13 protein-coding genes are annotated in these 13,356 nt (G+C 60.0%); 11 read left to right on the forward strand and 2 right to left on the reverse strand.

Annotation, left to right across the window (positions count from 1 at the left end; genetic code table 11):
* Positions 1-283: 283 nt before the first annotated feature.
* The gene (gene fadE, locus C9411_RS24005; RefSeq protein WP_063990828.1) at positions 284-2,740 is read right to left on the reverse strand and encodes an acyl-CoA dehydrogenase FadE; all 2,457 of its coding nucleotides are present in this window, start codon (positions 2,738-2,740) and stop codon (positions 284-286) included.
* A 246-nt stretch (positions 2,741-2,986) separates the two neighbouring features.
* Between fadE and lpcA the strand changes: the two genes are divergently transcribed.
* Positions 2,987-3,568 carry a D-sedoheptulose 7-phosphate isomerase gene (gene lpcA / locus C9411_RS24010; RefSeq protein ID WP_004930220.1) on the forward strand — a complete coding sequence of 194 codons (582 nt, stop codon included), beginning with the start codon at positions 2,987-2,989 and terminating at the stop codon, positions 3,566-3,568.
* Positions 3,569-3,661: 93 nt separating this feature from the next.
* Entirely contained in the window at positions 3,662-4,465 is an 804-nt protein-coding gene (locus C9411_RS24015; protein ID WP_004930222.1) for a class II glutamine amidotransferase, read from the forward strand.
* Here the strand turns inward: C9411_RS24015 and dpaA are convergent.
* Positions 4,400-5,170 (reverse strand): peptidoglycan meso-diaminopimelic acid protein amidase, encoded by a 771-nt coding sequence (gene dpaA / locus C9411_RS24020; RefSeq protein ID WP_063990829.1) that lies wholly within the window; start codon positions 5,168-5,170, stop codon positions 4,400-4,402. The genes C9411_RS24015 and dpaA overlap by 66 nt on opposite strands.
* A gap of 555 nt (positions 5,171-5,725) precedes the next feature.
* Between dpaA and C9411_RS24030 the strand changes: the two genes are divergently transcribed.
* The 9 genes from C9411_RS24030 (at position 5,726) to C9411_RS24075 (ending at position 13,314) form a co-directional block, all read left to right on the forward strand.
* Positions 5,726-7,075: a Na(+)-translocating NADH-quinone reductase subunit A gene (locus tag C9411_RS24030; RefSeq protein WP_107228065.1), complete on the forward strand. Its 1,350-nt coding sequence runs from the start codon at positions 5,726-5,728 to the stop codon at positions 7,073-7,075.
* Positions 7,076-7,078: 3 nt separating this feature from the next.
* Positions 7,079-8,320 (forward strand): NADH:ubiquinone reductase (Na(+)-transporting) subunit B, encoded by a 1,242-nt coding sequence (locus C9411_RS24035; protein ID WP_063990831.1) that lies wholly within the window; start codon positions 7,079-7,081, stop codon positions 8,318-8,320.
* Entirely contained in the window at positions 8,310-9,104 is a 795-nt protein-coding gene (locus C9411_RS24040) for a Na(+)-translocating NADH-quinone reductase subunit C (protein ID WP_063990832.1), read from the forward strand. Before C9411_RS24035 ends, C9411_RS24040 begins: the two co-directional genes overlap by 11 nt.
* Entirely contained in the window at positions 9,097-9,726 is a 630-nt protein-coding gene (locus tag C9411_RS24045; RefSeq protein WP_004930232.1) for an NADH:ubiquinone reductase (Na(+)-transporting) subunit D, read from the forward strand. The genes C9411_RS24040 and C9411_RS24045 overlap by 8 nt, the downstream gene beginning before the upstream one ends.
* A gap of 6 nt (positions 9,727-9,732) precedes the next feature.
* On the forward strand, positions 9,733-10,329 hold the full coding sequence (nqrE, locus tag C9411_RS24050; protein WP_004930235.1) for an NADH:ubiquinone reductase (Na(+)-transporting) subunit E: 597 nt from the start codon (positions 9,733-9,735) through the stop codon (positions 10,327-10,329).
* A 15-nt stretch (positions 10,330-10,344) separates the two neighbouring features.
* Positions 10,345-11,568 carry an NADH:ubiquinone reductase (Na(+)-transporting) subunit F gene (nqrF, locus tag C9411_RS24055; RefSeq protein ID WP_033637209.1) on the forward strand — a complete coding sequence of 408 codons (1,224 nt, stop codon included), beginning with the start codon at positions 10,345-10,347 and terminating at the stop codon, positions 11,566-11,568.
* Complete coding sequence (locus tag C9411_RS24060) at positions 11,569-12,600, forward strand: FAD:protein FMN transferase (RefSeq protein ID WP_063990834.1); 1,032 nt, start codon at positions 11,569-11,571, stop codon at positions 12,598-12,600.
* Between the two features lie 7 nt (positions 12,601-12,607).
* Entirely contained in the window at positions 12,608-12,835 is a 228-nt protein-coding gene (nqrM, locus tag C9411_RS24065) for a (Na+)-NQR maturation NqrM (RefSeq protein WP_004930244.1), read from the forward strand.
* A 176-nt stretch (positions 12,836-13,011) separates the two neighbouring features.
* Positions 13,012-13,314 carry a putative T6SS immunity periplasmic lipoprotein gene (locus tag C9411_RS24075; protein ID WP_107228066.1) on the forward strand — a complete coding sequence of 101 codons (303 nt, stop codon included), beginning with the start codon at positions 13,012-13,014 and terminating at the stop codon, positions 13,312-13,314.
* Positions 13,315-13,356: the final 42 nt, after the last annotated feature.

The following is a 13,356-nucleotide window of genomic DNA, read 5'->3' on the forward strand; positions in this document are numbered from 1 at the left end:
CCTCCCTATCCTTGCCTTGCGGCGGGTAAGAGGCTAACCTGATGTTGTTGGGCATCAGAGTGGCCTCGGGTTGATAATATCGACTCGGGGCCTTTCTCTTTCTCTCCTTTGCCAAGGCTCCGGACAGAAAGATCCAGAGCACCCGCCGCGCAGTCTACTCGAACTTCCTCCCCGTGAAATCCGCCGTTGCGCCAACCTGCGGCGCGGTGCGAAGTTCGTGATGCAAGAAAAGAAAAAGGGGCGATGATGATCGCCCCTTGGATGTGTGGAGTGGGAATTGGCGTTAAGCCGCTTCGGTCTGCTGTTGGCGCTTAGACTGCGCCGCCGGCTTTTCCGGCTTGGCAGCCGCCAGCGCATCCGGCGCAAAGTCGTCCACGTTGATGGAGCGCAGACGGCTCTCTTCGGCTTTCACCAGGATTTTCGCCTCGTCGGCGCTGATCTTGCCTTCTTCCAGCGCGCGTTCCGCCAAACGATCCAGACGGGTGAACGGCAGGTTTTTACCGACCGCCTTGCACAGACGTTCATGAATCGGCTCGGCGGCCATCACGTCGGCCAGCGCCGCTTCCAGCAGGCCGATTGGGTTATGTTCGCTCGGCGTCAGGTACTGGCCGCGCCCCAGACGGCTGCGGGTGGCGGAAGGCACCTGCAGGATCTTGGCCAACTGGTGATCCAGACGATCGGACGGTGCGGTATGCACGCGGCCGAGCGGGAAGACCACGAAGCGCATCGCGCCGGCGATAAAGCGGTTCGGGAAGTTGCGCAGCAGGTCATCCAGCGCCTGTTCGGCTTTATGCAGGCTGTCTTGCACGCCCCAATGCACCAGCGGCAGATCTTCTTTCTGACGGCCTTCGTCGTCAAAGCGTTTCAGCACGGCGGAAGCCAAATACATCTGGCTGAGGATGTCCCCCAGGCGAGCGGAGATGCGCTCGCGGCGCTTCAGGCTGCCGCCCAGCACGCCCATGGAAACGTCCGATAGCAACGCCAGGTTGGCGCTCAGGCGGTTCAACTGCTGATAGTAACGACGGGTCGCGTCCTTGGTCGGTGTGGCGCTGGTGCGGCCGTTGGTCAGGCCCAGCCAGAAGCTGCGTACCTTGTTGCTGCCGACGTGGCCCAAGTGGCCGAACAGCGATTTATCGAAGGCGTTCAGATCGTTGCTTTGCGCCGCCGCCATTTCATCCAGCACATAAGGATGGCAGCGGATCGCGCCTTGACCGAAGATCATCATGGTGCGGGTCAGGATGTTCGCGCCTTCCACCGTGATGGCGATCGGTGCGCCTTGATAGGCGCGAGCCAGGAAGTTGGATTCGCCGAGCATGATGCCTTTACCGCCGGCGATGTCCATGGCGTCAACGATCGACTGCTGGCCGCGGTGCGTACAGTGGTATTTGACGATGGCTGACAGCACGGCCGGCTTCTCGCCCTGCACCAGCGCATAGGTGATCAGCGAAGCGGCGGCGTCCATCACATAGGTGTTGCCGGCGATGCGCGCCAACGGTTCTTCAATCCCTTCCATCTTGCCGATGGAGATCTTGAACTGACGGCGAATGTGCGCGTAGGCGCCGGTCGCCAGGGCGATGGATTTCAGGCTGCCGGTAGAGTTGGACGGCAGGGTGATGCCGCGACCGACCGACAGACACTCAACCAGCATGCGCCAGCCCTGGCCGGCCATTTTCGGCCCGCCGATAATGTAATCGATCGGGACGAACACGTCGGTGCCGCGGGTCGGGCCGTTCTGGAACGGCACGTTCAGCGGGAAGTGGCGGTTGCCGATTTCCACGCCCGGCGTGCTGGTCGGGATCAGCGCACAGGTGATGCCCGGGGATTCGTTATCGCTCAGCAGGCGGTTTGGGTCATGCAGTTTGAACGCCAGGCCCAGTACGGTGGCGACCGGCGCCAGCGTGATGTAGCGTTTGTTCCAGGTCAGGCGCATGCCCAGCACCTGTTTGCCTTGCCATTCGCCCATGCACACGGTGCCGACGTCCGGAATGGCGCCGGCATCGGAACCCGCTTCCGGGCTGGTCAGCGCGAAGCAAGGGATCTCGTCGCCGCGCGCCAGGCCCGGCAGGTAGTGGTTTTTCTGTTCTTCGGTACCGTAGTGCTGCAGCAGTTCGCCCGGGCCGAGGGAGTTCGGCACGCCGACGGTGATCGCCAGGATGCCGGAAACACCTGCCAGTTTTTGCAGCACCATCGCCTGAGCGTAAGGGGAGAATTCCAGACCGCCATACTCTTTCTTGATGATCATCGCGAAGAAACGGTGTTCTTTCAGGTACGCCCAGAGTTCAGGCGGCAGATCGGCCAGTTCGTGGGTGATCTGGAAGTCGTTGGCCATGCGGCAGGCTTCTTCCACCGGGCCATCGATAAACGCCTGCTCTTCTTCCGTCAGGCGCGGTTTCGGGTAGCTATGCAGCTTGTTCCAGTCCGGCGCGCCGCGGAACAGATCGCCTTCCCACCAGGTGGTGCCGGCGTCGATCGCTTCCTTCTCGGTGGTGGACATCGGCGGCATCACCTTGCGGAAGGCGCGCAGCGCCGGCGCGGAGAGCAGGGAACGGCGCACAGAGGAAAGGTTCAGCGGCAGCAGCACGATCGCCAGCGGCAGCAACAGCCAGAAGCTCCACAGGCCGATAGCGCCCATGGCGGCGGTGTACGCCACCAGGATCAGGCTGCTGAGGGTAAGGTTCACTCGGTGGTAGAACACCACGCCGAGGAGAGCCAGGAAAACGACGATACTAAGAACCATCATAAGAAGCTCCGAAGTAGTAAGAGGTCTGACCTGTTGTGTGTATGTAATAGGTTTTAGTACAAGGCAGAATTTTTATCAATGCGTTTACAGTTTAATTACAACTCAGGTCACAAACTGACAGCACCAATCATCAAAAACCTCTCCGCTTCCTTAACCGGCGCGCTGTTTGGCTGAGAATGCTTCTCGCTGTTTCCGCGATCCGGTACACTGCGAAGCGGAAGATTTGACGATAACAAGAGGTTCCTCATGTACCACGACCTTATTCGCAGTGAACTGAACGAAGCGGCTGATACCCTGGCGAAATTTATCAATGACGACGCCAACATCGACGCCATCCAACGTGCGGCGGTGCTGCTGGCGGATTCCTTCAAAGCCGGCGGTAAAGTGATTTCCTGCGGCAACGGCGGTTCCCATTGCGACGCGATGCACTTCGCCGAAGAGCTGACCGGCCGCTACCGTGAAAACCGTCCGGGCTACCCGGCGATTGCCATCTCGGACGTGAGCCACCTGTCCTGCGTCAGCAACGACTTCGGCTATGAGTACGTATTCTCTCGCTATGTAGAAGCGGTAGGCCGCGAAGGCGACGTGCTGCTGGGCATTTCCACCTCCGGCAACTCCGGCAACATCATCAAAGCCATCGATGCGGCGCGCGCCAAGGGGATGAAAGTGATCACCCTGACCGGCAAGGACGGCGGCAAGATGGCGGGTTCCGCCGATGTGGAAATTCGCGTGCCGCACTTCGGCTACGCCGACCGCATTCAGGAAATCCACATCAAAGCGATTCACATCTTGATTCAGCTGATCGAAAAAGAGATGGTTAAGGCTTGATAGCCTGCGGGGAGCTGCGGCTCCCCATGAATAAGACTGCGGGCGCCGCATGGCCCGCACAGCCTGTGTCAGTGTGGTTAAGGAGTGCTGGCGATGTGTGAACTGCTCGGGATGAGCGCAAACGTACCGACCGATATCTGCTTCAGCTTTACCGGCCTGGTACAGCGCGGCGGCCGTACCGGGCCGCATAAGGATGGCTGGGGCATTACCTTCTATGAAGGGAACGGCTGCCGCACATTCAAGGATCCGCAGCCGAGCTTCAACTCGCCGATCGCCCGCCTGGTGCAGGATTACCCGATCAAGTCCTGTGCGGTGGTGTCCCATATTCGCCAGGCTAACCGCGGCGAAGTGGCGCTGGAAAACACCCACCCGTTCACCCGCGAACTGTGGGGCCGCAACTGGACCTATGCACACAACGGCCAATTGAAAGGCTATCGTCAGCTGGATACCGGCACGTTTCGCCCGGTCGGCCAGACCGACAGCGAATACGCGTTCTGCTGGCTGCTGCATCAGCTGGCGCTGAAATACCCGCGCACTCCGAGCCAGTGGCCGGCGGTTTTCCGCTACATCGGCCTGTTGGCGAGCCAGCTGCGCAAGAAAGGGGTGTTCAACATGCTGTTGTCGGACGGGCGCTTCGTGATGGCCTATTGCTCCACCAACCTGTATTGGATCACGCGCCGCGCGCCGTTCGGCAAGGCGACGCTGCTCGATCAGGATGTGGAAATCGATTTTCAGCAGCAGACCACACCGAACGATGTGGTCACGGTGATCGCCACCCAACCGCTGACCGCCAACGAAACCTGGCACAAGATTGAGCCAGGCGAGTTCGCGTTATTTCACTTCGGTGAGCGGCTTGTTCTGAGCGAAGGGGTTGGTGTTGGGCGTCGGGCTGGCTGACGCGTACTGCGTCATCATGCCGCCGCTGCTCATCAACGGTTGACCCAAGACGTACTGGCCATTGAGCACGCCCATTGTCGGCGGCTGGTGGTTCTTCGCGAAGTAATCGTAGCCCGGCTTCAGCTGGCGCCAGAAGGCGATATAGCTGGATGACGCATGGCGCTTGAGGTTTTGCTCGGTCATGCGGAACGGGTAGATGCTGATGTCGACGCGGCTTTGTCCATAGGCGAAGGCGGCTTCGACGTAGCGATAGATCTCATCCATATAGGTGTTGGTCATCGCGTAACAGCCGATCGATTTACATTCGCCGTGGATCATCAGATAAGCGCCGGAATAGCCCTGCGACTTGTCGTAATCATTAGGGAAACCGATATTGATCGCCCGATAATACTTGCTGTCGGGTTTCAGATGGCGTGCGTCAACGCTATAAAAGCCTTCCGGACTTTTAAAATCGCCTTCACGACGTTTAGGGCCCAGCCCGCCGGAGAAATTACAGATCGGGAACGTGTTGACCAGGCGGAATTCATTGCCCATTTTGGCATACAATTCCAGCTTGCGTTCCTCTTTGAAGATCTGAATATAGACCGGCGAACCCAATAATTGCTGTTTAACTACCGGCGCTTCGGGTACCTGCTCGCTGGCGCTGCAGGCCGTGATCATCGGCATAGAAACAAGCATCGCAAACAACAGCGCGATTTTGCTCATTATTATTCCTGCTTATATTTATCTGCCGGCGCAATTGAGGTTGGCCAGCATGCCACTGATTATTGTTTTTACTGCTGCAAAACACCGCCAGATTACCAGCGCGTTTATTTTTAGCAATACGTGATATGTATAAAAAAACGACAAAGCTCGATAAAAGTGAAATGACCGGCAGATTTTAACGATAAGTAGTGAAAAACAGGCGAAATTTAATTGCGTTTGCTTGACCCAAGTCACGACGGAACGCAGAACAATGTTGCGAACAATGTTAATATTCCCTCTTCAATTTAACGCGCTGTGGCGATTGAAACGGCAGGGGTTATGGCATATAACCCGGCCGTTTTGATGGTTATTTGGCTACAGGCCGTTAACACATCGACTGTCGAGCAAACAACGGAAAGGGGGGAATCAAGGGAATGCGCGTTACCCCAATTTTTCACTGCGAGAAAGTTCATGTTGGGCGTGCCGCCATGCGCACTGCCCGGCAATCCTGGCATCGTCAGCACCCGCCTCTGGGGCCGGGCAGACGTGTAAACCCAACTACATCGTATAAATCCTATGATTAAGATCAGAAAAGGGTTAGATCTGCCGATAGCCGGGGCTCCGGTTCAGGCGATCCAAGACGGCCCGAACATTCAGCATGTCGCCCTGCTTGGGGAAGAGTATGTCGGAATGCGTCCCTCCATGCTGGTGCAGGAAGGCGATACCGTTAAGAAAGGCCAGGCGTTGTTCGAAGATAAGAAAAACCCCGGGGTTTTCTTCACGGCTCCCGCCAGCGGCCGCATCGATGCGATTAACCGCGGCGAACGGCGCGTATTGCAATCGGTGGTGATTGCGCTGGAAAACGGCGGCGACGATCAGCTCGAGTTTGCGCACTACCCGCTGGGTGAACTGGCCCAGTTGCCGCGCGAACAGGTCGAGAGCGAACTGATCGCCAGCGGCCTGTGGACCGCGCTGCGCACCCGTCCGTTCAGCAAAACGCCGAGCCCCGGCAGCGAAGCGCGCGCCATTTTCGTCACCGCGATGGATACCCAGCCGTTGGCCGCCGATCCGCAGGTGATCATCGCCGAACAGCAGGCGGCGTTCAACGCCGGGCTGCTGGTGTTGGCGCGCCTGACGGCGGGCAAGGTACACGTATGTCACGCCGCCGGCGCCTCCGTTGGCCAGCAGAGCAGCCCGCAGATCGCCTACAGCGAATTTGCCGGCCCGCACCCCGCCGGGCTGGTGGGCACTCACATTCACTTCCTGGAACCGGTCAGCCTGAAGAAAACCGTTTGGCACATCGGCTACCAGGACGTCATCGCCATCGGCACGCTGTTCACCACCGGCAAGCTCGATACCTGCCGGGTCGTGGCGCTGGCCGGGCCGCAGGTGGCGCAGCCGGCGCTGCTGCGTACTCGCCTGGGGGCCAGCCTCGAGGAGCTGACCGCCGGCCGCCTGAAAGACGGCGAGAACCGGGTGATCTCCGGTTCGGTGCTGAACGGCATGCACGCCGCTGGCCCGAACGCCTGGCTCGGCCGTTTCCACTCGCAGGTGTCGGTGCTGGAAGAAGGGCGCGACAAAGAGCTGTTCGGTTGGATCGTGCCTTCGCCGAACAAGTTCTCCATTACCCGCACCACGCTGGGCCACTTCCTGAAGAACAAACTGTTCGCCTTCTCGACCACCACCCACGGCGGCGAGCGCGCCATGGTGCCGATCGGCAACTACGAGCGGGTGATGCCGCTGGATATTTTGCCGACGCTGCTGCTGCGCGATCTGCTGGCGGGCGACAGCGACAGCGCGCAGGCGCTGGGCTGTCTGGAGCTGGATGAGGAAGATCTGGCGCTGTGCACCTTCGTTTGCCCCGGCAAGTATGAGTACGCGCCGGTGCTGCGCGAGGTGCTGACCAAGATTGAGCAGGAAGGATAACCGATGGGCCTGAAGAATTATTTTGAGAAGATAGAGCATCACTTCACGCCGGGCGGCAAACTGGAAAAGTGGTACCCGCTGTATGAAGCAACCACCACGGTGTTTTATACCCCCGGCACGGTGACGCGCGGCGCTTCGCACGTGCGCGACGCCATCGATTTGAAACGCATGATGATCCTGGTGTGGCTGGCAGTGTTCCCGACGATGTTCTGGGGCATGTACAACGTCGGCCAGCAGGCGATCCCGGCGCTGCACCATCTGTACAGCGGCGACGAGCTGCAACAGGTGCTGGCGGGCGACTGGCATTATCGCCTGGCGCAGTGGCTCGGCGCTTCGCTGGCGGCCGACGCCGGCTGGGTCAGCAAGATGGTGCTGGGCGCCTGTTACTTCCTGCCGATCTACGCCGTGGTGTTCGTCGTCGGCGGCTTCTGGGAAGTGCTGTTCGCCATTATCCGCAAGCATGAGGTCAACGAAGGCTTCTTCGTCACCTCTATCCTGTTCGCGCTGATCGTACCGCCGACCCTGCCGCTGTGGCAGGCGGCGCTGGGCATCACTTTCGGCGTGGTGGTGGCCAAAGAGATCTTCGGCGGCACCGGGCGCAACTTCCTCAACCCGGCGTTGGCCGGCCGCGCCTTCCTGTTCTTCGCCTATCCGGCGCAGATCTCCGGCGATCTGGTGTGGACCTCTGCGGACGGTTTCTCCGGCGCGACGCCGCTGGCGCAGTGGAGCGCAGGCGGGGCGCACAGCCTGAGCAACGTGGCCACCGGCCAGTCCATCAGCTGGATGGACGCCTTCCTCGGCAACATTCCTGGCTCCATCGGGGAAGTCTCCACGCTGATGATCCTGATCGGCGGGGCGATTATCCTGTTCGGCCGCGTGGCCTCCTGGCGCATCGTCGCCGGCGTAATGCTCGGCATGGTGGCTTCCGCCCTGTTGTTCAACGCCATCGGTTCCGATACCAACCCGATGTTCGCCATGCCGTGGCACTGGCATCTGGTGCTGGGCGGTTTCGCCTTCGGCATGATCTTTATGGCGACCGACCCAGTTTCCGCCTCCTTCACCAACAAGGGGAAATGGTGGTACGGCATTCTGATCGGCGTGATGTGCGTGCTGATTCGGGTGGTCAACCCCGCCTATCCGGAAGGCATGATGCTGGCGATCCTGTTCGCCAACCTGTTCGCACCGCTGTTCGATTATCTGGTGGTGCAGGCCAACATCAAGCGGAGAAAAGCCCGTGGCGAATGAAGCGAAAAACGACGGCATCGGTAAAACGCTGCTGGTAGTGCTGCTGCTGTGTCTGGTGTGTTCAGTGGTGGTGGCGGGCTCCGCCGTCGGCCTGAAGTCCAAACAGCAGGAGCAAAAGCTGCTCGACAAGCAGCGCAATATTCTCGATGTAGCCGGCCTGTTGCAGCCGAAAATGGAGAGCGAGCAGGTCAAGCATCTGTACAGCGAGCGCATCGAACCGCGCCTGGTGGATCTCAACAGCGGCGAGTTTGTCGCCGGCAAGGCGGCGGCGTTCGATCTGGGCGCCGCGCTGCGCGACGACGCCAAAAGCGTGGCGCTGGCGGCGGGCGACGATCCGGCCGGCATCAAGCGCCGCAGCAATCAGGCGGAAATCTACCTGGTGCGCGATGAAAGCGGCCAGGTGAACAAGATTGTGCTGCCGGTATACGGCACCGGCCTGTGGTCGATGATGTACGCCTTCGTGGCGTTGGATAACGATGGCAACACGGTCAAGGGCATCACCTACTACGACCAGGGGGAAACCCCGGGGTTGGGCGGTGAGGTCGAGAACCCGTCCTGGCGCCAGCAGTGGGTCGGCAAACAGCTGTTTGACGATAACGGCCAGCCGGCGATCCGCGTGGTGAAAGGCGGCGCGCGTCAGGGGGATGTACACGGGGTGGACGGCCTGTCCGGCGCCACGCTGACCTCCAACGGCGTGCAGCATACGTTTGATTTCTGGTTGGGCGAGCACGGCTTCGGCCCGTTCCTGAAAAAAGTTCGTGAAGGAGCGCTGAAAAATGGCTGATTCCAAAGAGATAAAGCGGGTCCTACTGGGGCCGCTGTTCGACAATAACCCGATCGCCCTGCAGGTGTTGGGCGTCTGTTCTGCGTTGGCGGTGACCACCAAGCTGGAGACGGCGGTGGTGATGACCATTGCGGTGACGCTGGTCACGGCGTTCTCCAGCTTCTTCATCTCGCTGATCCGTCACCATATTCCCAACAGCGTGCGCATCATCGTGCAGATGGCGATCATCGCCTCGCTGGTGATCGTGGTCGATCAGCTGTTGCGCGCCTATGCGTTCGAGATCTCCAAGCAGCTGTCGGTGTTCGTCGGCCTTATCATCACCAACTGTATCGTGATGGGGCGCGCCGAGGCTTACGCCATGAAGTCGCCGCCGATCGAGAGCTTTATGGACGGCATCGGCAACGGGCTGGGCTACGGGGTGATCCTGGTGCTGGTCGGTTTCCTGCGCGAGCTGATTGGCTCCGGCAAGCTGTTCGGCGTCCCGGTGCTGGAAACGGTGCAGAACGGCGGCTGGTATCAGCCGAACGGTCTGTTCCTGCTGGCGCCGAGCGCGTTCTTCATCATCGGCCTGCTGATCTGGGTGCTGCGCACCCTGAAGCCGGCGCAGATCGAAAAGGAGTAAAGGCCGATGGAACACTATATCAGCCTGTTTGTGCGCGCGGTGTTCGTCGAGAACATGGCGCTGGCGTTCTTCCTCGGGATGTGTACCTTCCTGGCGGTCTCGAAGAAGGTCTCGACCGCCTTTGGCCTGGGCATTGCGGTGACCATCGTGCTCGGCATTTCGGTGCCGGTGAACAACCTGGTCTACAACCTGATCCTGCGTGACGGTGCGCTGGTGGAAGGCGTCGATCTGAGCTTCCTCAACTTCATCACCTTCATCGGCGTGATCGCGGCGCTGGTGCAGATTTTGGAGATGATCCTCGATCGCTTCTTCCCGTCGCTGTATAACGCGCTCGGCATCTTCCTGCCGCTCATCACCGTGAACTGCGCCATCTTCGGCGGCGTGTCCTTCATGGTGCAGCGCGACTACAACTTTGCTGAATCGGTGGTGTACGGCTTTGGTTCCGGCACCGGCTGGATGCTGGCGATCGTCGCCATGGCGGGGATCCGCGAAAAACTCAAGTATGCCAACGTGCCGGCGGGACTGCGCGGCCTGGGCATTACCTTTATCACCACCGGACTGATGGCGCTGGGCTTCATGTCCTTCTCCGGTGTTCAGTTGTAAAGGCGGGAAGAATTTATGGAAATTATTTTAGGCGTAGCAATGTTCACCACCATCGTGATGGTGTTGGTATTGCTGATCCTGTTCGCCAAATCGAAGCTGGTGAACACCGGCGACATCGCGGTGGAGATCAACGGCGATCTGGATAAGAGCTTCCATGCGCCGGCGGGCGACAAGCTGCTTAACGTGCTCTCCAGCCAGGGGATTTTCGTCTCCTCGGCCTGCGGCGGCGGCGGTTCCTGCGGCCAGTGCCGGGTGGTGATCAAAGAGGGCGGCGGCGATATCCTGCCGACCGAGCTCTCGCACATCAACAAGCGCGAAGCGAAAGAGGGTTGCCGCCTGGCGTGCCAGGTGAACGTGAAGCAGAACCTGAAGATCGAGCTGCCGGAAGAGATCTTCGGCGTGAAGAAATGGGAGTGCGAGGTTATCTCCAACGATAACAAAGCCACCTTTATCAAAGAGCTGAAGCTGAAGATCCCCGATGGCGAAGACGTGCCGTTCCGCGCGGGCGGCTTCATCCAGATCGAAGCCCCGGCGCACGACATCAGCTACGCCGACTTCGACGTGCCGCAGGAGTATCGCGGCGACTGGGACAAGTTCAACCTGTTCCGCTACCGCTCGACGGTGAACGACACCACGGTGCGCGCCTACTCGATGGCCAACTACCCGGAAGAGAAGGGCATCATCATGCTCAACGTGCGTATCGCCACGCCGCCGCCGAACAACCCGGACGTGCCGCCGGGCATCATGTCTTCCTATATCTGGTCGCTGAAGGCGGGTGACAAGGTGACGATCTCCGGGCCGTTCGGCGAGTTCTTCGCCAAGGAGACCGACGCCGAAATGATCTTCATCGGCGGCGGCGCGGGCATGGCGCCGATGCGTTCGCACATCTTCGATCAGCTCAAGCGCCTGAACTCGAAGCGCAAGATCACCTTCTGGTACGGCGCGCGTTCGCTGCGCGAGATGTTCTATGAAGACGACTTCAACCAGCTGCAGGCGGAGAACGACAACTTCACCTGGCACGTGGCGCTGTCGGATCCGCAGCCGGAAGATAACTGGACCGGCTACACCGGCTTTATCCATAATGTTCTGCTGGAGAACTACCTGAGGAATCACCCGGCGCCGGAGGACTGCGAGTTTTACATGTGCGGGCCGCCGATGATGAACGCTGCGGTGATCAAGATGCTGAAAGATCTGGGCGTCGAAGACGAAAACATCATGCTGGATGACTTTGGTGGCTAAATGCGCGCATTGGCGATGAAGAACTGGCTGACGGGCGTGGCGCTGAGCGCCACCCTGCTGCTGACCGGCTGCGGGCCGGAGCAGGTGGACCTGACGGGTAAAACCATGGGCACCTCGTATTCGATCCGTTACGTGACCGGCGACGATACGCCGTCGGCGCGCGAGATGCAGGCGGAGATCGACAAACGGCTGGAGCAGGTGAACGACCAGATGTCCACCTACCGGCCGGATTCCGAGCTGAGCCGCTTCAACGCCAGCCGCGACATTGACCGGCCGTTCCCTGTTTCGCCGGCGACCGCCGAGGTGGTGCGCGAAGCGCTGCGCATCAACCGCGTGACCGATGGCGCGCTGGACGTGACCGTCGGGCCGCTGGTCAACCTGTGGGGCTTCGGCCCGGAAGGGCGGCCGGATAAAGTGCCGAGCGAGGCGGAGCTGGCGCACCGTCGCGCCTGGACCGGTGCCGATAAACTGGCGGTGCAGGGCAGCGCGCTGGTGAAAAGCATCCCCGAGCTGTATGTCGACCTGTCGTCGATCGCCAAAGGATACGGCGTGGACGTGGTGGCGGAGTATCTGCAATCGCAACACGTGCAAAACTACATGGTGGATATCGGCGGTGAGGTGCGCACGCGCGGGCATAACGGCGAGCAAAAGCCGTGGCGCATCGCCATCGAGCGCCCGACCGCCGGCGCGCAGCAGCAGGCGCAGCTGGTGATCCAACCGGGGCAGATGTCGATCGCCACCTCGGGTGACTATCGCAACTACTTCGAGCAGGACGGGGTGCGCTATTCGCACACCATCGATCCGATCACCGGCCGGCCGATCAACCACCGTTTGGTGTCGATCACCGTGCTGAGCCCGACCTGTATGACCGCCGACGGCCTGTCCACCGGCCTGAACGTGATGGGGCCGGAGCGCGGCCTGGCGCTGGCCAATCTGCTTGGCATCCCGGTGTTCATGATCGTGAAAACCGCCGACGGGTTTGAGGAGCGCTATTCGGACGCGTTCAAACCCTACCTGAAAAAGCGTTCGTGAGGTTGCTATGCTGACGGTATTCGCCGCCACCTTCGTGTTGTTCCTGCTGATCGTCGGCGGGATGTCGCTGGGTTACGTGTTCAAACGCAAAAGCCTGCAGGGCAGCTGCGGCGGCATCACCGCATTGGGGATGGAGAAAGTCTGCGACTGCCCAGAGCCGTGCGATGCGCGCAAAAAGCGCGAAGCCAAAGCGGCACAGCGGCGCGAGCAGTTGGACAAACACCGCATTCTGTAGCTGTAGCGAAAACCCGGCCTTGGCCGGGTTTTTTATTTGGGCCTTAGCCGAAAGGCGTATGAAAGTTGGGCTGTGCGCGATTAACAATGGCGCGAATTTTCAGGGCGTAACGGATAAAACGATCGCCAGAAAATACGAATATGCGCTTTCTCAGTTTCTTAAGCAGAGGTAACAGGATGAACCGCATTTTTTTGGCTGGAACGCTGACTTTGCTGCTTGCCGGCTGCATGCACATGAACGATCCGAGGCCAAAGAACTACGCGGCCAACGTCACTGTGGTTGAGAACCACGTTTGCGTGCGGGTTCAACCGGAAGGGGACGAGCGGTTGGCCGGCGTCATTATCGAAGAAATCGGCAACGCCAACGCTATCTTCGGCAAGAACTTCGCGGATAACGAGATGCCTGTGTCACTGCGGCTACGTGTATTCCCGACGATAACTATAAATTCGAAGACGGGAGGTCTTACGGGGTATCGGTGACGCTGTTGTCGCGGGATAAACGAAGTAAAGGTCTTGAGCCTG

The sequence above is a fragment of the Serratia sp. Nf2 genome (assembly GCF_003028435.1).
Taxonomy (GTDB): Bacteria; Pseudomonadota; Gammaproteobacteria; order Enterobacterales; family Enterobacteriaceae; genus Serratia; species Serratia marcescens_L.

Bases quoted from the DNA above. Each gene is read 5' to 3' on its own strand.
- fadE (WP_063990828.1), bottom strand. From the start codon at position 2,740: ATGATGGTTCTTAGTATCGTCGTTTTCCTGGCTCTCCTCGGCGTGGTG.
- lpcA (WP_004930220.1), top strand. From the start codon at position 2,987: ATGTACCACGACCTTATTCGCAGTGAACTGAACGAAGCGGCTGATACC.
- C9411_RS24015 (WP_004930222.1), top strand. From the start codon at position 3,662: ATGTGTGAACTGCTCGGGATGAGCGCAAACGTACCGACCGATATCTGC.
- dpaA (WP_063990829.1), bottom strand. From the start codon at position 5,170: ATGAGCAAAATCGCGCTGTTGTTTGCGATGCTTGTTTCTATGCCGATG.
- C9411_RS24030 (WP_107228065.1), top strand. From the start codon at position 5,726: ATGATTAAGATCAGAAAAGGGTTAGATCTGCCGATAGCCGGGGCTCCG.
- C9411_RS24035 (WP_063990831.1), top strand. From the start codon at position 7,079: ATGGGCCTGAAGAATTATTTTGAGAAGATAGAGCATCACTTCACGCCG.
- C9411_RS24045 (WP_004930232.1), top strand. From the start codon at position 9,097: ATGGCTGATTCCAAAGAGATAAAGCGGGTCCTACTGGGGCCGCTGTTC.
- nqrE (WP_004930235.1), top strand. From the start codon at position 9,733: ATGGAACACTATATCAGCCTGTTTGTGCGCGCGGTGTTCGTCGAGAAC.
- nqrF (WP_033637209.1), top strand. From the start codon at position 10,345: ATGGAAATTATTTTAGGCGTAGCAATGTTCACCACCATCGTGATGGTG.
- C9411_RS24060 (WP_063990834.1), top strand. From the start codon at position 11,569: ATGCGCGCATTGGCGATGAAGAACTGGCTGACGGGCGTGGCGCTGAGC.
- nqrM (WP_004930244.1), top strand. From the start codon at position 12,608: ATGCTGACGGTATTCGCCGCCACCTTCGTGTTGTTCCTGCTGATCGTC.
- C9411_RS24075 (WP_107228066.1), top strand. From the start codon at position 13,012: ATGAACCGCATTTTTTTGGCTGGAACGCTGACTTTGCTGCTTGCCGGC.